Source organism: Dactylosporangium sp. NPDC049742 (genome assembly GCF_040674675.1).
GTDB lineage: Bacteria > Actinomycetota > Actinomycetes > Mycobacteriales > Micromonosporaceae > Dactylosporangium > Dactylosporangium maewongense.
Map to the genome: position 1 here is coordinate 38,808 of NZ_JBFANF010000044.1, position 19,560 is coordinate 58,367.

General features: G+C 73.5%; 12 protein-coding genes and 1 pseudogene. 9 read left to right on the top strand and 4 right to left on the bottom strand.

Annotation, left to right across the window (positions count from 1 at the left end):
* Nucleotides 1-8: 8 nt before the first annotated feature.
* Nucleotides 9-686 carry a Crp/Fnr family transcriptional regulator gene (locus tag AB0J72_RS39530; RefSeq protein ID WP_033363643.1) on the bottom strand — a complete coding sequence of 226 codons (678 nt, stop codon included), beginning with the start codon at nt 684-686 and terminating at the stop codon, nt 9-11.
* A 249-nt stretch (nt 687-935) separates the two neighbouring features.
* Between AB0J72_RS39530 and AB0J72_RS39535 the strand changes: the two genes are divergently transcribed.
* The 5 genes from AB0J72_RS39535 to AB0J72_RS39555 all read left to right on the top strand — a co-directional run bounded on the left by AB0J72_RS39535 (nt 936) and on the right by AB0J72_RS39555 (nt 6,992).
* A complete protein-coding gene (locus AB0J72_RS39535; RefSeq protein WP_363408646.1) occupies nt 936-3,695 on the top strand; it encodes a CapA family protein in 2,760 nt (919 codons plus the stop codon).
* Nucleotides 3,696-3,870: 175 nt separating this feature from the next.
* The gene (gene nth / locus AB0J72_RS39540; RefSeq protein WP_363408757.1) at nt 3,871-4,554 is read left to right on the top strand and encodes an endonuclease III; all 684 of its coding nucleotides are present in this window, start codon (nt 3,871-3,873) and stop codon (nt 4,552-4,554) included.
* On the top strand, nt 4,551-5,153 hold the full coding sequence (locus AB0J72_RS39545; protein WP_363408649.1) for a TlpA disulfide reductase family protein: 603 nt from the start codon (nt 4,551-4,553) through the stop codon (nt 5,151-5,153). The genes nth and AB0J72_RS39545 overlap by 4 nt, the downstream gene beginning before the upstream one ends.
* Nucleotides 5,150-5,803, top strand: coding sequence for a CoA pyrophosphatase (locus tag AB0J72_RS39550; RefSeq protein ID WP_363408652.1), 654 nt, complete (start codon nt 5,150-5,152; stop codon nt 5,801-5,803). Before AB0J72_RS39545 ends, AB0J72_RS39550 begins: the two co-directional genes overlap by 4 nt.
* 4 nt (nt 5,804-5,807) lie before the next feature.
* Nucleotides 5,808-6,992 (top strand): MarP family serine protease, encoded by a 1,185-nt coding sequence (locus tag AB0J72_RS39555; RefSeq protein ID WP_363408655.1) that lies wholly within the window; start codon nt 5,808-5,810, stop codon nt 6,990-6,992.
* A 179-nt stretch (nt 6,993-7,171) separates the two neighbouring features.
* On the opposite strand, the gene AB0J72_RS39560 is transcribed toward AB0J72_RS39555, so the two are convergent.
* On the bottom strand, nt 7,172-8,509 hold the full coding sequence (locus AB0J72_RS39560; RefSeq protein ID WP_363408658.1) for a S8 family serine peptidase: 1,338 nt from the start codon (nt 8,507-8,509) through the stop codon (nt 7,172-7,174).
* A 403-nt stretch (nt 8,510-8,912) separates the two neighbouring features.
* On the bottom strand, nt 8,913-10,247 hold the full coding sequence (gene eccD, locus AB0J72_RS39565) for a type VII secretion integral membrane protein EccD (protein ID WP_363408661.1): 1,335 nt from the start codon (nt 10,245-10,247) through the stop codon (nt 8,913-8,915).
* Nucleotides 10,248-10,376: 129 nt separating this feature from the next.
* Here eccD and eccCa point away from each other — a divergent pair, with 129 nt between their 5' ends.
* Entirely contained in the window at nt 10,377-14,429 is a 4,053-nt protein-coding gene (gene eccCa / locus AB0J72_RS39570) for a type VII secretion protein EccCa (protein WP_363408664.1), read from the top strand.
* Nucleotides 14,430-14,926: 497 nt separating this feature from the next.
* On the opposite strand, the gene AB0J72_RS39575 is transcribed toward eccCa, so the two are convergent.
* Nucleotides 14,927-15,466, bottom strand: a complete 540-nt coding sequence (locus AB0J72_RS39575) for an inorganic diphosphatase (RefSeq protein ID WP_344514118.1) — start codon at nt 15,464-15,466, stop codon at nt 14,927-14,929.
* Nucleotides 15,467-15,547: 81 nt separating this feature from the next.
* Here AB0J72_RS39575 and dacB point away from each other — a divergent pair, with 81 nt between their 5' ends.
* The 3 genes and pseudogenes from dacB to tilS all read left to right on the top strand — a co-directional run bounded on the left by dacB (nt 15,548) and on the right by tilS (nt 19,556).
* A complete protein-coding gene (dacB, locus tag AB0J72_RS39580) occupies nt 15,548-16,942 on the top strand; it encodes a D-alanyl-D-alanine carboxypeptidase/D-alanyl-D-alanine-endopeptidase (protein ID WP_363408669.1) in 1,395 nt (464 codons plus the stop codon).
* Between the two features lie 74 nt (nt 16,943-17,016).
* Nucleotides 17,017-18,060: pseudogene (locus AB0J72_RS39585) on the top strand (zinc-dependent metalloprotease); the annotation flags it as partial.
* A gap of 527 nt (nt 18,061-18,587) precedes the next feature.
* Entirely contained in the window at nt 18,588-19,556 is a 969-nt protein-coding gene (gene tilS / locus AB0J72_RS39590) for a tRNA lysidine(34) synthetase TilS (protein WP_363408672.1), read from the top strand.
* Nucleotides 19,557-19,560 lie beyond the last annotated feature (4 nt).

Below are 19,560 nucleotides of genomic sequence, written 5' to 3' on the forward strand. Positions count from 1 at the left end.
GCTGTGCCTCAGACGCGGGCGCGGCGGGCCAGGCGCTCGGGGTCCATGATGATGACGCTCTTGCCGTCGAGGCGGAGCCAGCCGCGGGAGGCGAAGTCGGCGAGGGCCTTGTTGACCGTCTCGCGCGAGGCGCCGACGAGCTGCGCCATCTCCTCCTGGGTCAGGTCGTGGTTGACCCGCAGGACGCCGCCGTCGCGGGTGCCGAAGCGGCCCGCCATCTGCAGCAGCGTCTTGGCGACCCGGCCCGGCACGTCGGTGAAGATCAGGTCGGCGAGGGCGTCGTTGGTGCGGCGCAGCCTCCTGGCCAGCACGCGCAGCAGCTGCTCGGCGATCTCCGGCCGGTTGGTCAGCCAGGGCCGCAGCGCCTGCTTGCGCAGCCGGGCCAGCCGCGTGTCGAGCACCGCCGTGGCGGTCGCGGTGCGCGGCCCCGGGTCGAAGAGCGACAGCTCGCCGACCATGTCGCTCGGGCCCATCACGGCGATCAGGTTCTGCCGGCCGTCCGCGGCGCGGCGACCCACCTTGATCTTTCCGGACAGCACGATGTACAGGCTGTCGCCCGGCTCGCCCTCACTGAACACGATCTCGCCCTTGCGGACGTCGATCGTCTCCATCTCCTTGGCGAGGGATTCGGCAGCCTCGGGCTCGACGCCCTGGAAAATGCCGCTGCGCGCCAGTACCTCGTCCATCGCGTCCACCTCGAATCCGTCGGCGCGTCGCTCGCCATGAGCAATCACGCGAACGTCAGTTTATGCACACGGGGTCGTCTCCCGGGCGTCGGGCAGGATGATCACAATACATGCCGACCTGCGGGCGCGCCCCTTCTCGACGGTACCGGTGACGCAGCGGAACCGGACGGCCACGAGGTCGCGGGGGTGCGATATGTTCGCCGCGGGGCGAGTGGACCCCACCGGTTTCAGCTGTGGGGTGGGAAGCGCATGACGGTGTACGGCGGATCGCCTTCCCGTTGGCCCGACGATCGCGAGCAGCCTCCACAGGACCAACCGCCCGGCCGCGATGAAGGTTACGGCCCGCCCGGCCCGGATCCGCGCAACGCCGACTGGGGTGCCGAGCCCGGGACGGCGGCGTGGGGCGCCGACGCCGGTGCCGCGGTCTGGGGCGGCGACGGCCGTGGTGGCGAGCCCGCGACGGCCGCCTGGCGCGGCGACACCCGTCCTGACCCCCGTTCCGGCGATCCTCGTGCTGGCGATCCTCGCCCCGGCGACCCGCAGGGCGGCGAGCTGCGCGGCGGCGACTTCCGGGCGACGCAGCCGCCCAGCGCGTGGGCGCCCGACGACACCCGCGGCCCGCAGCCGCCTTCCGGCCCGGCCTTCGGCGGGGGTGCGCAGGGCACCTCCCAGGTCCGGGGGAGCGCTTCGCCGGCCGGACCGCTGTTCGACCCGGCCGGCCCGCCGCGGGGTGCCGCGCCGGGCGGCTACGACGGCCCGCCCCCGGTGCGGGGCTCGGCCGTGCCGCCGCCCCCGCCGTTCGACGCAGGCCCTCCGGCGCGGGGCAGCGCCCAGCCGACCGGCTCCCTGTTCGACCCGGGCGCGCAGGCCACCGGCCAGGTCCGCGGCGGCGCGCAGCCGTCCGGGTCCATGTTCGAGACCGGCGGCCAGCCCACCGGCCAGGTCCGGGGGAGCGCGCAGCCGTCCGGGTCCATGTTCGAGACCGGCGGGCAGCCGACGGGGCAGGTCCGCGGGAGCGCGCAGCCGTCCGGTTCGATGTTCGACCCGGGCGCGCCGGGCACGGGCCAGGTCCGCGGCAGCGCCAGGCCGGTGAGCGGCACGTATGGCGCCGCCGCCGTCCCCGGCGCCGAGCCGACCGGCACGTTCCGCGACGCGGACCCGCAGGCCACCGGTGCGTACCGGGAGGCCCGCCCACCGGCGACGGGGACCTTCCGCGACGGCGACCCGCAGGCCACCGGCACCTTCCGTGACGCGGACCCGCAGGCCACGGGCTCGTACCGGGACGGCCGGCCGCCCGCGACCGGCACGTTCCGTGACGCGGACCCGCAGGCCACCGGTGCGTACCGGGAGGCCCGCCCGCCCGCGACGGGGACGTTCCGTGACGCGGACCCGCAGGCCACCGGCGCGTTCCGGGAAGGCCGGCCGCCGGTGACGGGGGCGTTCCGCGACGGCGACCCGCAGGGCGGCGCGCTGCGGGACGTGCCGCCGACGGGGCCGCTCAGGGATCCGCACCCGCAGGCCACGGGCACGTTCCGCGACGCCGGGCTGCGAGCCTCGGGTGGCGCGGTGAGCGGTCCGTTGTACGGCGAAGGAACCGCGTACGGCGAAGGACCCAGCTACAACGACGGCCCCTCCGGCCGGGGCTTCGGCGACGGGCCGTCCTCGGGGCCGATCTACGGCGCCCAGGCGGCCGGACCGGTCTACAACGCCACGCGGGCGCCGGACCCGGGGGCGACCCGCGGGCCGGACGACCTGTTCGCGGCGCAGGCGTACCAGCCCGAGGAGCGGGCCGGGCGGCGGAAGCTGCCGCTGCCGGGCGAGGCGCCGCCGGTGAAGAACGGCGGCGGCCGCCGGACGGCGATCATCCTGGGCGTGCTCGCGGTGCTGGTGATCGGGGCCGGGACGGCGGGCGCGGCGACGTTCCTGGGCGGTGACGACCCGGAGCCGGCCAAGAGCCAGCCGGCGGTCGCGCAGCCGGGCGGCCAGGCGAGCACGCCGGGCGGCGGCACGTCCGCGCCCGCGGCGGGCGGGGCGGCCGGGCAGGAGGTCACGATGACCGCGACCGGCGACATCGTGATGGGCATGGCACCGGGCGGGCTGCCGCCCAACAACGGCAAGGGGTTCTTCGACCCGGTCAAGGAGTTCCTGACCGCGGACTTCCAGATGGGCAACCTGGAGCAGGTGCTGACCGAGGACACGGGCGTCGGCAAGTGCTCCGCGGAGTCGGCCGGCAAGACGTGCTTCGCGTTCCGGACCCCGCCCGGCTACGTCAGCAACCTCAAGGACGCCGGGTTCCACATGATGACCATGGCGAACAACCACGCCTACGACTTCGGCGAGGTCGGGTACAAGAACTCGCAGAAGGCCCTCGACGGCGCCGGGATCAAGTACACCGGATGGCCGGGGATGATCTCGGTCGGCGAGGCGAAGGGCGTGAAGATCGCGGTCGTCGGGTTCGCGTCATACAAGTGGTCGAACCTGTGCAGCGACCTCGGCGCGGCGGAGACGATCATCAAGGAGGCCGCGACCAAGGCCGACCTGGTCGTCGTGCAGGTCCACCAGGGCGCGGAAGGCTCCGACAAGACGCACACCAAGCCCGGCACGGAGTTCTTCCTGGGGGAGAACCGGTGCGACACGATCGCGTTCGCGCACAAGGTGATCGACGCCGGCGCCGACCTGGTCGTCGGGCACGGGCCGCACGTCATGCGGGCGATGGAGTTCTACAAGGGCCGGCTGATCGCGTACAGCCTCGGCAACTTCGCCGGCTACAAGGCGCTGAGCTACAACGGCACCGTCGGCATCGGCGGGGTGCTCAAGGTGACGATGACCGGCGACGGCACCTTCAAGAGCGGATCGCTGACCGCGACGTACATGGTGGCGCCGGGCCTGCCGAAGCCGGACCCGAAGAAGCAGGCGATCCCGTTCGTCTCCAACCTGACGAAGCAGGACTTCCCGTCCACGGGGGCGAAGATCGCCGCCGACGGGACCATTACCGAGCCGGGCGGCTGACCTCTCGTCCAGCGGGGCCGGCGGCTGCCACGACGCCGGCCGCCGCCGCGACGGACGCTGGGCCGGCCCGCCGTCGCGCGACGGCCGGCGACGCTGAGCCGGCCGCCGCCGGGCGGCGACGTAGAGTCGGAGCGTGACTGAGACTGCGCTGGGGCTGAAGCGGCGTGCGCGCAGGATGGGGCGGGCACTCGCGGTGATCCATCCCGACGCGCACTGCGAGCTGGATTTCAGCACCCCGCTGGAGCTCGCCGTCGCCACGATCCTGTCCGCGCAGACCACCGACGTGCGGGTCAACCAGGTGACCCCGAAGCTGTTCGCGCGCTACCCGGACGCCGCCGCGTACGCGGCCGCCGACCGGATCGAGATGCAGGACATGCTCGTGCCGCTCGGGTTCTTCCGCAACAAGACCGACTCGCTGATGAAGCTGGGGCAGGCGCTGCTCGACCGGCACGACGGGCAGGTGCCCGGCACGCTCGACGCGCTCGTCGCGCTGCCCGGGATCGGGCGCAAGACCGCCAACGTGATCCTCGGCAACGCGTTCGGTGTGCCCGGCATCACCGTCGACACGCACTTCCAGCGGCTCACCCAGCGCTGGCACTGGACCACGGAGACCGACCCGGTGAAGATCGAGCACGCGGTCGGGGCGCTGATCGAGCGCCGCGACTGGACCATGTTGTCGCACCGGGTGATCTTCCACGGGCGCCGGGTCTGTCACGCCCGCAAACCGGCGTGCGGTGCCTGCACGCTGCGGCGCGACTGCCCCTCGTACGGGATAGGCGAAACGAACCTCGAAGCGGCGATCGCCCTGTTGAAGGGGCCACGGGTCGCCGAGCTGGCCGAGCTGGCGCTCGCCTCATGAAGCGCCTGCTCACCGGGCTGGTCGTGGCCGCCCTGCTCGCCCTGTCCGGCTGTACCGGCGACGCACCGGCATCCGGCGACGGAGCCGCCGCACCGACCGGCCCGCCGTGCCTGACCCCCGTCGAGTCGCCCGCCGCCGCCTCGAAAGACGGCAAGCCGCTGCCCGCGATGGCCGTGAAGTGCTTCGACGGCGGTCGCTACGTCGACGCCGCACTGCTCGGCAACACGCCGACGATCCTCAACCTGTGGGGGTCGTACTGCGAGCCCTGCCGCACGGAGCTGCCCGCGTTCCAGCGGTTCGTGACGGCGGCCGGCGGCAAGGTCAGGGTCGTCGGCGTGGTCGTCAAGGACTCGCGGAGCGCCGCGCAGTCGGTGATCGATGACAAGAAGCTGACATTCCCGATGCTGGAGGACCGCGACCAGCAGTTCTCGATCGCGTTGAGCCAGGCGGTGGGCAAACCCGTCTCCAGCGCGCTGCCGGCCACGCTGTTCGTCGCGCCGGGGGGACGGATCGTCCACACGTATCAGGGGGAAGCCCTCGACGAGGAGAAGATCCGCGCCCTCACGGCCGGGTATCTGGGGATTGAGGTGCCGGCGTGAGCGACCGTCCCGACTGGCTCGAACCCCTGCTCGACCGCCTCCGGGACACCTCGGCGAGCGACTTCACGCGGCTGCCGACCCCCGACGGCGAGGGGCCGCGGCAGAGCGCGGTGCTGGTGCTCTTCGGCGAGCAGGAGGAGAGCGGCCCCGACATCCTGATGCTGCAGCGGGCCGCCACGATGCGCAACCACGCCGGCCAGCCCGCCTTCCCGGGCGGCGCGGTCGACCCGACCGACGCCGACACGATCGCGTGCGCGCTGCGCGAGGCGGAGGAGGAGGTCGGGCTCGACCCGGCGAGCGTCGAGGTGATCACGACCCTGCCGACCCTGTGGATCCCGGTGAGCAACTTCCTCGTCACGCCGGTCGTCGCGTGGTGGCGCTCGCCACATCTCGTCGGGCCCGCCGATCCGGCCGAGGTGGCCCGGGTCGAGCGCCTGCCGATCCGTGACCTGGTCGACCCGGCGAACCGTCTCCGGGTGCGTCACCCGAGCGGCTGGATCGGTCCGGCGTTTCGGATTCACGACATGTTGGTGTGGGGATTCACCGCCGGCGTGGTCTCCACGCTGCTGGAACTCGGCGGATGGGCGGTGGAGTGGCCGACAGACCGGGTTGAGGAACTGCCGACACCTGGTGCCGCCCCCGTAGGCTGAATGCGTGTCTGGCAGCGTGATCGATATCGTCCTTGTGCTCCTCGTGGTGATGTTCGCCGTCAACGGCTACCGCCAGGGGTTCCTCGTTGGTCTGCTGTCCTTCGCCGGGTTCTTCGGCGGCGCGCTGCTCGGACTGCGCATCGGGCCACTCGTGGCCGAACACTTCGATGACGACCCGATCCGGGTCGTCATCTCGTTGGCGGCGGTCTTCGGGCTCGCGGTCGCCGGTCAGGCCCTCGCCAGCTTCGTCGGCAACCGGCTGCGCACGGCGATCGTCAACCGCACCGCGCAGGGCCTCGACAACGCCGGCGGCGCGGTCGTCTCCGTCATCGCCGTCCTCGTCGTGGTCTGGCTCGTCGCCGCGCCCCTGAGCCAGTCGTCGCTGCCGTGGCTGGCCCGCTCGGTGAGCAACTCGTTCATCCTCAACGGCGTCGACAAGCTCATGCCCTCGGAGGCCGACAAGCTGTCCGAGGCGCTGCGCGACACGGTCGACACGCGTGGCTTCCCCGACGTGTTCGACGGCCTCTCGCCCACCCGCGTCCGCGAGGTCGAGGCGCCCGACCCGAAGCTCGCCGGCTCCGAGCTGGTGAAGAAGTCGGAGCGCTCCGTCGTCAAGGTCCGCGGCGTCGCGCAGAGCTGCTCCCGCCGCATCGAGGGCTCCGGCTTCGTCTACGCCACCGACCGCGTCATGACCAACGCCCACGTCGTCGCGGGCACGAAGTCCACCACGGTCGAGGTCAACGGCTCGCAGAAGAAGGCGGTCGTCGTCGCGTACGACCCCGACCGTGACCTCGCCGTCCTCTACGTCAAGGGGCTGAACGCCCCGATCATGCCGTTCGCCACGAAGAAGGCCGAGACCAACGCCGACGCCATCGTGATCGGCTACCCGCTGGACGGCCCGTACAACGCCCAGTCCGCCCGCATCCGCGAGCACCGCAACATCACCGGCCCCGACATCTACGAAGACGGCAAGGTCACCCGCGAGATCTACACGATCCGCGCCCTGGTCCGCAGCGGCAACTCCGGCGGCCCGCTCGTCGCCCCCGACGGCACCGTCCTGGGCGTCATCTTCGCCGCCGCCGCCGACGACCAGAACACGGGCTTCGCCATCACCGCCGATGAAGCAGCGGTCGTCGCCGAGGCCGGCAAGACCCACACCGACCCGACAGGCACCGGCAAGTGCGCTTGATGCCTTTTCGCCTCCTGTACGGCACTGCCGCCGGGTAGCGCGATCTGGTCTTTCGGCTCGCTGATGGTGTTGCGGTCCGCTGGTGGCCGCGTGGTCCTACGGCTCCGATGACTGCGGGCTGCTCCGGGCTGCTCCGGGCTGCTCCGGGCTGCTCCGGGCTGCTCCGGTGGGCTCCGGTGTCAGAAGCGCTTGGCGTGCCTGGCTCTGTGATGGAGCACGACTCCGGCGGCGCCGGCGGCGAGGATCAGCAGCATCGCCAGCAGCCCGACGGTGATGCTCGGCCCGACCGGCACGCTCCTGTCCGCCACCTGCCGGACCCGGGCCAGGCCGGCCGCCTCGCTGGCCGGCAGCGGCGCGGCGCCGCCCTCCTCCGGCACCTCGGTGGCCTCTTCCCTCGGCGCCGCCCCGCTCTGAGCAGGCTTCCCGGCCTCGCCCTTCGGCGGTGTCACGGTCAGCGGGTTCGCGACCACCTCGGCCACCGGCTCCCGCAGCGCCGCCAGCGGATCGACCTCGCCGAACCCGAACTCGTCGTCCCGCCCCTCCGGCCCCAGATCCTTCGCCGTGCCGATCAACCGGTTGATCACGTTCGCGGCGCTCATCGTCGGGTACTTCGCCCTGACCAGCGACGCCGTCGCAGCCACCAGCGGCGCGGCGAAGCTGGTGCCCTGCACCTGCCAGTACCCGCCACCGGGCTTGGCGCCGGTCAGATTGTCAGCGGGCGCCGTCAGCACCGTCTCCGGCCCCGTCAACGAGCCCGTCCACAACGCGCCCGCCCCGCCCGCCGCACCGCCGGCGCTGTCACTGGCGGTCGTGCTCGGCGCCGGCTTCGCGCTCGGCTGCCCCGCGCCTCCGCCGCTCAGTCCTGCCACGGCGACGACGCCGGGCTCGCGGGCCGGGTACCAGACCTCGTGGATCGACGGGTCCGTCGCCACGTTGCCCGTGCAGGCGACGACGACGACGTCGTGCGCCGCCGCGTACCGCAGCGCCTCGGCGATCTCGTCGCTGCGCAGCGCGCCGCCGAGCGACAGGTTGAGCACCTTCGCCCCGTGGTCGACCGCCCACCGCACACCCTTGGCGACGACTGCGGGATCGTCGTACTTGTTCGCCCTGTCCAGCACCCGCACCGGCAGGATCTTCGCCCCCGGCGCGATGCCGGCCACTCCGCTGTTGTCGTCGGCCCGCCCCGCGATCAACCCCGCGACCGTCGTGCCGTGCCCGACCGGATCGACCCGCCCGTCACCGCCGTCGACGAGGTCCACGCCCGGCAGCACCTGCCCCGCGAGGTCGGGATGCTTCGCGTCGACCCCGCTGTCGAGCACCGCCACGATCACCCCGCTGCCCGTCGACACCTTCCACGCACCCCTGGCGTCGAGCGCGTTGAGCTGCCACTGCGCCGACCTGGTCTGGTCGGCCCCGGCCGGCTGCGCCGCGACCAGGCACACCAGCAGCGCGAAGACCGCCGTAACAAGGCCACGGGCGGCGGCGCGGAAGAGGGAAACAGGTGCGATGCCACCCATTCTGGACCGCGCCGGCAGGGTCTGTCAGCCATCCTGACCGTCCCGCCGGATTCTTAACCAGCCGCTAAACGTCCCCCAAGAACCAACCCCGATCCGATGCGAGCTCACCTCAGTCCTCATTGAGCCGACGCCCCCCTACGTCGATGGCCGCGCAGGCCGGATGCGTCCTCATGCCAGTCGGCTCGTGCAGGTCGGTGTGCGCACTCATGTCGTCGACCCGGACACGCCGGTGTGCTCATGTTGTCGACCCGGACATGCCGGTGCGCGCTCACGTCGTCGACCTGGACATGCCTGCGCGTCCTTCGTCAGTGGCCCGCGTTCCGGCCGGTGCATCCTTTCGCTAGTGGCCCGTGGACCGGCCGGTGCGTCCTCACATCAGAGTCCCCCTTACTCGAGCGATGCGTCACCGGAGAAGGCCATAGAGACCCAGGACAGCGCAGGCCAGCGGGATCGCCGACACCAGGCAGAGGACGTCGAGGATGTCGGCGGCACGACCCGCATACGGCGACAACGGCCGCAACGCCGCACGCGCTCCCACCAGCGCGGTGCCCAGCGCCGCCGCCGCGATCAGCGACGTCAGCACCGCCCCCGGCGGAGCGGACAGGGCGAGCGTGACCAGGGCACACCCGCCCGCCGCGAGTAACGGCACACGGTGGCGCACCGTGACGAACATCCGGGCGCGCAGCACCAGCGCCACGCCGGCAACCGCGACCAGCACCAGGCCGGACACGTCACGGGAGTGGGTGAGCACGGCGGCGGCGACGCCCGCGACGAGGGCCGAGCCCAGCAGCATGCCGGTGAGCATCTCGTCGGTGCGGGCGACGGCCGCGAAGACGCGGTCGCGGTCGGGTGGCGTGCCGAGGCCCGCGCCGGTCGCGGTGAGGTCGCCGGGAAGGGCGACGACCGGCATGGGGAGCTTGCCCAGCCTGATGGCGAGCAGCGGGGTGCCCGCGACGCCGGCCACGATGACCGCGAGGGCGACGGCGGCCGCCGCGGCCGGGCGCAGCTGCACGGCCAGGAACGCGCCCCCGGCGCCGAGCAGCGCGGCGGTCGCCGCCGCGACGAAGAGCCGGAGCAGGTGCGCGACGCCGGCGCCGGCGAGCAGCGATATGACGAGGAGCGCCGTGGAGGCCAGCAGGGTGCGCCCGGCGGCGTCGGTGAGCGGCGGGGCGCTGAGCCAGCCGAACGCGGCCGCGAACGGCAGCCCGGACGCGGCCACGACCGCGCCGGTCAGGGCGTCGCCATAGGCCCTGGAGGCGACGGTGCCGGTGAGGACGAGGACCAGTGCGGCGACCGCCGCGACCAGCGGCAGGTCGCCGCGGACCGTGGCGCCGAGGACGATGGCCAGGCCGGCGCCGGCGGCGGTGAGCGCGGCGGCCCGCGTCGCGGCCGGGCTCCAGGCGACGCCCTGGCGGCGGGCGCCGGCGGCGATCGCGTCGACCACGTCGTCGAACTCGGGATCGGGCCAGCTCGACCGGGCCGGGACCAGGTGCAGGACGGCGCCGTCGCGGACCTCCTGACCGGCCAGGCCGGTGGTGGTGGACAGCGCGGTGCCGTCGCCGCGGCGCAGGAGCCACCCGCCGTGCCGCTCGCCGTCGTCGGCGAGGCCGACACCCGCGTGCTGCAACAACTCGGGCAGCAGTTCGGCCAGCGGGACGCCGTCGGGCAGCGCGACGTCGACGCGCCGCTGGGGCGAATTGATCGTCACGCGGGCCAGGCCGGGGGATGCTGCGGGCATGCCTCAGGGGTACCACGATCGATGCCTCGGTGGCGCCCCGCGACCTCGGATCGCACGTTGTGTGACTGAGATGTAACTCTCGATGCAACCTCGTCCCACGCCGCTCGTGCAGGTCTTACAGTGCCTGGCGTGAGCACGATCGTCGTCAATCGGTTGCCTCGGCGCCCCGCGCCCGAGATCCCGAGCGGTGAGCTGGTTGTCCAGGCGCCGCCCGAGATCCCGCCGGCGCCGCCGTCGCGCTGGCAGCAGATGGTCCAGGTGGTGCCCATGCTGACCGGCACGCTGGCGACCGCGCTGCTGTTCGCCGGGCGTGACGGCGGCACCTACTCCTACGTGATCGGGGCGGTCTTCGGCTTCTCGACGCTGGGCATGCTGCTGACCTCGGCCGGCGCTGGTAGCGGGCCCAAGAAGGCGCAGATGATGGCGGCGCGCCGTGACTATCTGCGCCACCTCGCGTCGCTGCGGCGACAGGTCCGCGACACGGCGGAGAAGCAGCGCACCGGCCTGCACTACCGGCATCCCGATCCGGGTTCGCTGTGGTCGACGGTGGACAGCTTCCGGCTGTGGGAGCGCCGCCCGGCCGACGGTGACTTCGCGGTCGTGCGTGTGGCGGTCGGCCCGCAGACCCTGGCCACGCCGCTGCACCCGCCCCTGACCGGGCCGCTGGAGGATCTGGAGCCGCTGACGGCCGGGGCGCTGCGCCGCTTCCTCGACGCCTGCTCGGTGGTGCCGGACCTGCCGGTCGCGATCTCGCTGCGCAGTTTCGCCCGCATCCATCTGAGCGCAGAGGCTCCCGATGAAGCGTCAGCAGCGTTGGTACGGGCCGTGCTGGCCCAACTGGTCGTCTTCCACGCGCCGGAAGACCTGCTGGTGGCGGTGTGCGCCGCGACCGGCCGCCGGGAGCGGTGGGAGTGGACGAAGTGGTTGCCGCACGCGATGCACCCGACCCGCACCGACGCGGTCGGGCCGGTCCGGCTCGTCGCGGACTCTGCCGTCGAGCTGGAGGGGCTCCTCGACGACCTGCTCGCCAACCGGGGAAGGTTCGCGCCCGACCGGGCGGTGGCGCAGCGCTCGTCGCCGCACATCGTCGTCGTGCTCGACGGCGGGGATCTCGCCGGCAGCGCCCACCTCGGCACCGACGGCGGCGTCGACGGGGTCACCCTGATCGACCTGGGCGGCGCGCCGGCGCGGCTGCCCGATCGGACCGCGATCGTGCTCGACCCGTCCGGCGGCCGGCTGGTGACGACGTCGGTGCCGACCGGCGGCGACCCCGTGGCGCCGGGCGAGTCCATCGGCGTGCCCGACCGGCTCGCCACCGCCGAGGTCGAAGCGATCGCCCGCCGGTTGGCTCCGTTGCGGCTGGCGGTCGCTGGTCGTACCGACGACGAAAACGCCAGAGGAGACACCGGTGCCGACCTGGCGGCGATGCTGGCGCTGGACGACCCGTGGTCGCTCGACGTGGCGAGGGCGTGGGCGCCGCGCCCGCACCGGGACCGGCTGCGGGTGCCGATCGGGGTGGGGCCGCAGGGGCAGCCGGTGGAGCTCGACCTGAAGGAGTCGGCGCAGGACGGGATGGGACCGCACGGGCTGCTCATCGGCGCGACCGGGTCCGGCAAGTCGGAGCTGCTGCGCACGCTGGTGCTGGGCCTGGCCGCGACGCACTCGTCGGAGACGCTCAACTTCGTGCTGATCGACTTCAAAGGCGGCGCGACGTTCGCGCGGCTGGACCGGCTGCCGCATGTCGCCGCGTTCATCACCAACCTGGAGGCGGAGCTGCCGCTGGTCGACCGCATGACCGACGCGATCAACGGCGAGGTCGTGCGGCGGCAGGAGGTGCTGCGGCGCACGGGTGACTACGACTCGCTCCGCGACTACGAGCGGGCCCGGGCCGGTGGGGCGCCGCTCGCGCCGCTGCCGAGCCTGCTGGTGATCTGCGACGAGTTCAGCGAGCTGCTGGAGGCGAAGCCCGAGTTCATCGACCTGTTCGTGCAGATCGGGCGGGTCGGCCGGTCGCTGGGCGTGCACCTGCTGCTGGCGTCGCAGCGGCTCGAGGAGGGGCGGCTGCGCGGGCTCGACACGCACCTGTCGTATCGGATCGGGCTGCGGACGTTCTCGTCGCTGGAGTCGCGCACGGTGCTCGGCGTCCCCGACGCGTATGAGCTGCCGCGATCGCCCGGGCACGGCTACCTGAAGGCCGGCACCGAGCCGCTGGCCAGGTTCAAGACGGCGTACGTGTCGGGCGCGCACCGGCGGCGCCGCAGGCCGGGTGCCGACGGCGACGGGCGGCGGGTCACGGCGTATGACACGCGGTTCGTGCCGCCGCCGGTCGCGCGGCCCGACGCGACCGACGAGCCGGCCGCCACCTCGAGCCTGCTCGAGATCCTCGTCGACCGGCTGGTCGGGCAGGGCGTCCCCGCGCACCAGGTGTGGCTGCCGCCGCTCAACGCGTCGCCGCCGCTGGACGAGCTGCTGGGCCCGGTCGCACCCGAGCCGGGGCGCGGGCTGGCGGTCACCGACCACCGGCTGCGCGGGGCGTTGCAGGTGCCGGTCGCGGTCGTCGACAAGCCGCTGGTGCAGCGCCGCGAGGTGCTGTGGCTCAACCTCGACAGCGCCAACGGGCACGTGGCGGTCGTCGGCGGCACGCAGAGCGGCAAGTCGGTGGCGCTGCGCACGCTGATCGCGGCGCTCGCGCTGGCCCACACGCCGGTCGAGGTCCAGGTGTACTGCCTCGACTTCGGCGGCGGGCAGCTGCTCGGGCTCCGCGACCTCCCGCACGTCGGCGGGGTCGCGGGCCGGCTCGACCCGGCCGCGGTCCGTCGCACCGTCGGCGAGGTCGCCGCGCTGCTCACCGATCGGGAGCGGCGGTTCGCGGAGGCCGGCATCGACAGCATGGCCACGTATCGCCGCCACCGGGCCGGCGTCGCGTCCGGCGGCCCGCCGGCCGACGTCTCGTCAGGCGAACTCTCGTCGGGCGAACTCCGGTCGGGTGCACCTTCGGCTGGCGACGTTTCGTCAGGCGATGGGCCGTGGGGCGAGGACCCGTGGGGCGACGTGTTCCTGGTGATCGACGGGTGGTCGACCATCCGCGGCGAGTACGAGGACCTTGAGGGCACGATCACGGACATCGCGACGCGTGGCCTCTCGTACGGCATCCATGTGGCCGCGTCGGCGTCGCGGTGGATGGACTTCCGGCCGGCGCTGCGGGACCTGCTCGGCTCCCGGATCGAGCTGCGCCTCGGCGACGACAGCGACTCGCACGCCTCGCGCAAGGCCGCGGCGAACGTGCCGAAGGAGTCGCCCGGCCGGGGCGTCACCGCCGACGGGCTGCACCTGCTGGTCGCGCTGCCCTCACTGACCGGCGGCGACCAGGCCGGCATGGTCAGGGCGGTCGCGGCGGCATGGGACGGCCCGCCGGCGCCGCGGGTGCGGCTGCTGCCGAGCCTGGTGCCGCACGCGGCGATGACGGCCGCCGCCGGGCCCGGCGAGCCGCTGGACCTGCCGGTCGGCATCGCCGAGTCGGATTTGCGCCCGGCGCTGGTGGACTTCGGTGCGGAGCCGCACCTGCTGGTCTTCGGCGACGCCGGGTCGGGCAAGTCGACGCTGCTGCGCGGGCTGGCCACGACGATCACCGAGCGGTTCACGCCCGAGGAGGCGCGGATCGTGCTCGTCGACCACCGGCGCAGCCTGCTCGGCGCGGTGAGCACCGAGCACCTCATCGGCGACGGCACCGGCGGGCAGGAGACCGAGGAGCTGATCGCATCGGTCGCCTCGTACATGCAGCGGCGGCTGCCCGGCCCCGGGGTGACCCAGGAGCAGCTGCGCAGCCGCGGCTGGTGGACCGGGCCGGAGTGCTTCGTGCTGGTCGACGACTACGACCTGGTCGCCGTCGGGTCGGGCAATCCGGTCGAGCCGTTGCTGCCGTACCTCGCCCAGGCCCGCGACATCGGCCTGCACCTGGTCGTGGCCCGGCGCAGTGGCGGCGCCGCACGGGCCTTGTTCGAGCCGGTGCTGCAGCGGTTGCGGGAGCTTTCGTCGCCGGGGCTGCTGCTGTCCGGGGACAGGGAGGAGGGGGCGCTGCTCGGCAACCTCCGCCCTGGCCCGCTGCCGCCCGGACGGGGCTGGCTGGTCACCCGCCGCGACGGTGCGCGCCTGGTGCAGGTCGCGCACGTCGAGCCGGACTGACCTTCGGGCGTCGCCGCGGCTGAGTCTCGCGGGTCGGCACGGTCGAGGTCCGCGTCGACGAGGGCCGTGGTCCCCGTCGAGGCCGGCTGAGCTTCTGCCGTCGCCGCGGACTCGGTTCCGCGGGCCGGTGCGGGCCGAGGTCCGCCTCGACGCGGGGGCTGAGGTCCGCGTCGAGGCGGGTTGGGTTTCGGGTGTCGATGCGGGCTGAGGCGCGCGCCGGCACGGGTCTGGGGTCCGCATGGATGCGGGTTGAATGCGCTGGTCTGGTCGTCGAGGCTGGCGTCAAAGGCCAGGCCGGGGTTGGCGCCGGGTGTCGGCGCGGCTCTGGTCTCCGCGCGTCGACACGGGTTGTGTTCGTGTCGACGCGGGCCCGTGCCTCGATGAGGAAGCTGAGCTCGCCCGTCGGAGGCATGCTCAGGTCCGCCCGTGGATGTGGGCTGAGGTTTCGCCCCTCGACGCGGGGGCTGAGTTCCGCGCGTCGAGGCGGGCGAAAGGGGCTATTCGGTCGGGTGCGCGTTGGGGGCGACGCCCGGGTCGTGATAGGTGCCGTTGGCGACCGCCTCCTGGTAGCGCTTGCGGGAAGCGGCGATCTCGGCCTCGGCCTCGACCCGCCCGACCCACGTCGCGCCCTCGACGCTCTTGCCCGGCTCCAGGTCCTTGTAGACCTCGAAGAAGTGCTGGATCTCCAGCCGGTCGAACTCGCCGAGGTGGTGGATGTCGCGGAGGTGCTCCAGGCGCGGGTCGTCGGCCGGCACGCAGAGGACCTTGTCGTCGCCGCCCTTCTCGTCCGTCATCCGGAACATGCCGATCGCCCGGGAGCGGATCAGGCAGCCCGGGAACGTCGGCGCCTGCACCAGCACCAGCGCGTCGAGCGGGTCCTCGTCCTGGCCGAGCGTGCCCTCGATGAAGCCGTAGTCGGCCGGGTACTGCGTCGAGGTGAACAGCGTCCTGTCGAGCCGGATCCGGCCGGTCGCATGGTCAACCTCGTACTTGTTGCGTTGACCTTTCGGGATTTCGACCGTCACGTCGAAGTCCATCTGATGACTCCTCACCCTCGCACCGCTGCGCCGACCATTAGTCTCCCTGACAGCACCATGGTGAAGAACGGGGAGGGTCGGTTGGCGAGGGAAAGACCACAGCTGGGCACTGTCGTCGCGGCCGTCGCGCTGGTCGTGGCGCTCGTCGCCGCGCTCGGTTCGGTGTACGCCGGACCACAGACCATCCGCCTGCTGGGACTCGTGGGGTCGGACGAACAGGCGAAGTGGACCGCCGGGGCCACTCCGGAGCTGCCGCCGGCGGTACTGGCGGCAATGGACAGCCAGGCGCCGCTGCCGTCGCCGGACGGGGTGAAGGCCGCCATCGGGGCGCTGCTGACCGTGCCCGCGCTCGGCCCGCACATCACCGCCTCCGTGGTGGACGTGGCGACGGGGCAGGTCCTGTACTCCTCGGAGCCCGACGCGGCCATGACGCCGGCGTCGACGACGAAGGTCGTGACGGCCGTGACGGCGCTCGCCGCGCGTGGGCCCGCGTACCGCATCCCGACCCGTGTCGTGGCCGGTGCACAGCCCGGCGAGGTCGTGCTGATCGGCGGCGGCGACCCGACGCTCGCGGTGTTCCAGACGCCGTATTACCCGGGCGCCGCTCGGCTCGACGACCTCGCCGCTCAGGTGAAGAAGTCGCTGGGCGACACCGCGCCGACGAAGGTGGTGTACGACATGTCCCTCTTCACCGGTTCCGGCATCGGACCCGGCTGGGACGCCGACGCCACCACCGAAGGGTCCGGCGCGGTGATCACCCCGCTGATGACCGAGGGCGGCCGGCCCAACAGCGGCCAGTACGCCAAGCGGTACCCGCAGCCGGACGTGCAGGCGGCGCAGGCGTTCGCCAAGATGCTCGGCCTGCCGGCCACCGCGGCCGTCGCAGGCACCGCGCCGACCGGTGCCAAGGAGCTCGGCAAGGTCGAGTCGGCGCCGATGGTGCGGCTCGTCGAGTCCATGCTGCTGCAGAGCGACAACGTGCTCGCCGACATCCTGGCCAGGCAGGTCGCGCTCGCCAAGAACCAGCCCGCGTCGTTCGAGGGTGCCGCCGCCGCGATGCGGACGGTGCTGGAGGAGCTGAACGTGCCCGTGACCGGGTACGGGCTGGTCGACGGCAGCGGGTTCTCCCGCAACGACCGGCTGTCCCCGGCGCTGCTGACCACCCTGCTGGCGATGTCCGCCCGTTCCGACCGCGCCGACCTGCACGGCATCTTCAGTGGGCTCCCGGTCGCCGGGTACAGCGGAACCCTCACCGGACGGTTCGTCAAAACGCAGGAAGGGGCGGGCGCCGCAGGTTTGGTCCGGGCCAAGACGGGCACACTCACCGGGGTCAACTCGCTGGCGGGCATCGTCGTGGACGCGGACGGGCGGACGCTCGCCTTCGCGTTCATGGCCGACGCGACCACCGACCGGGACAAGGCAGTGGTCGCGCTCGACCGGGTCGCCGCCGCGCTCGCCGTTTGTGGCTGTCGGTAGTCGACCCGTCGCTACGGGTCGACTCCGGGTCTTCTCAGCAGCAGCCGGTGGTCCGGCGCGGGTACGGTGGGTGCATGGCGCAGTTCGTCGATTGGGATCTGGCCGCTGCAACCGCCGCGGCGTTGGGCAAGAGCGGCCCTGCCGTGTCCTACGAGGAGGCCGCCGCCGCAGTCACCAACCTCCGGGGGCTGGCGGACGAGGCGACCGAGCACGTCAGCTCCTTCACCGGCCTGCGCACGAAGGTCATCGCTCCGCCGGTGCGGATCGTCGACCGGCGCGACTGGGCGGCGACCAACATCGAGGGCCTGCGGCAGGTGATCCAGCCGCTCGCGGAGCGGCTCGCCGGCGGCAAGCAGCCGGGGCCGGTCGCCAGCGCGATCGGGTCACGGTTCACCGGCGTGCAGGCCGGCACGGTACTGGCGTATCTGTCCGGCAAGGTGCTCGGACAGTATGAGGTGTTCTCCGTCGACCCCGGCCAGCTGCTCCTGGTCGCCCCCAACATCGTCGAGGCGGAGCGCCGGCTCAACGCCGAGCCGCGCGACTTCCGGCTCTGGGTGTGCCTGCACGAGGTCACCCACCGGGTCCAGTTCACCGCCGTGCCCTGGATGCGGGGCTACTTCCTGGGCGAGGTCGGCGCGTTCGTGGACGCGTCGCAGCTCAACCAGGACCAGCTCGCCGAGCGGCTGCGGCGCGGCATCGGCGCACTCGCCGACGTGGTCCGCGACCCCAACAGCAAGGTGTCGGTGCTCGACCTGGTCCAGACGCCCGGCCAGCGGGCCGTGCTCGACCGGCTCACCGCCCTGATGACCGTCCTGGAGGGGCACGCCGAGTTCGTCATGGACGGCGTCGGCCCCGAGGTGGTGCCGTCCGTCGAGGACATCCGGGCCAAGTTCAACCGGCGCCGCGAAGCGGCCGCCAACCCGCTCGACCGGGTGCTGCGCAAGCTGCTCGGGGTCGACGTGAAGATGCGCCAGTATGCCGAGGGCCGCAAGTTCGTCCACGCGGTCGTGGAGCGCGTCGGCATGGACGGCTTCAACAAGATCTGGCAGTCGCCGCTGACCATCCCGCGGCTCGACGAGCTCAGCGACCCCGACGCCTGGGTGGTGCGGGTGCACGGGTCGGGCGCGCTGCACCGGCCCGTGGTCTCGCCGCCCGCTCCGCCGGCGGCGGCCGCCGCGGCGCCCCCGGTGACGGAGGGCTCGCCCGCGAAGGCCGGCGTGGTCGAGGCGCCTCCGGCGCCCCTGCCGACGGTGCCGGAGCCCGCCGAGACGGCGCCGGCGGAGGCGGGGATCGCTGACGCCACCGAGGTCGCGGGCCTGTCCGTGGAAGAGGTCACGGCCCCGCCCGCGACGACGGCCGCCCCGGTCACGCCCGCGACGACGGCCGCCCCGGTCACGCCCGCGACGACGGCCGCCCCGGGTGACGGGGCTGCCGCGGCAACCACCACAACGGTGGCGGAGCCGGTCGGCGGGTCCTCGGAAGGGGCCGGTGCGGACGCCGAGGCGGAGCCTGCCGAGGTGGAGCCTGCCGAGGTGGAGCCTGCCGAGGTGGAGCCGCTGGTCAAGCCGGGCGGCAGCCAGGCGGTGGCAGAGGACGAGGGCGCGCAGGAGCGGCCGGCCAAGCCCGACGCCACCGGCTGATCGAGGTGGCCGCGCTCCCGCCGGCTGTGGCGGCGGTGCGTGCCGCGGTCCGGCGCGGTCTGGGCGACGTGGCGGCCGGCGGCACGGTGCTGGTCGCCTGCTCCGGCGGCGCCGACTCGCTGGCGCTGGCGGTGGCGGCCAGGTTTGTCACCGCCCGGTTGAAGGTGCGCTGCGGGCTGGTGACCGTCGACCACGGCCTGCAGGAAGGGTCGGGGGAGCGGGCCGCCAGGCTCGCGGCGTGGGCGAGAGACCACGAGTTCGACCCGGTGGACGTGCGGGCGGTCAAGGTCGCCGGGCACGGCGGGCCCGAGGCGTCCGCCCGCAACGCGCGGTATGCGGCGCTGGTCGCCGCGGCGAAGTCGCACCGGGCGGCGCTGGTCCTGCTCGGCCACACCCGCGACGACCAGGCCGAGACGGTGCTGCTGGCGCTGACCAGGGGAGCCGGGCCGCACGGGATCGCCGGGATGCCGGCCAGGCGGGAGCGGCAGGGCGTGCTGTTCGCCCGGCCGCTGCTGGACGTGACGCGGGCCGACACCAGGGCCGCGTGCGAGGTGGCGGGGCTGACGCCGTGGGAGGACCCGCACAACACGGATCATGCGTTCGCCCGGTCGCGGGTACGGCCGCTGGTGGCGGCGCTCGGGCCGGCGGTGATCGACAATCTGGCCCGCACGGCGGCGCTGATCGCGGCGGACACCGCGCACCTCGACGAGCTGGCGTCGGACGCGTTCGACAAGGCGGCGACGGGGGCGGACGAGCTGGACATCGCTCAGCTGGAGCGGCTCCCGGCGCCGGTACGCACGCGGGTGCTGCACTCGTGGGCGCGGCGGCTCGGGGTCTCCGGCGGGGCGCTCTCCCACCGCCACGTGGTCGCCATGGACGCGCTGGTCACGGACTGGCATGGGCAGGGGCCCGCGGCGCTGCCGGGTGGCCTGCGGGTCGCCCGCCAGGGCGGCAGGTTGCGGCGGATCACGTAAGATC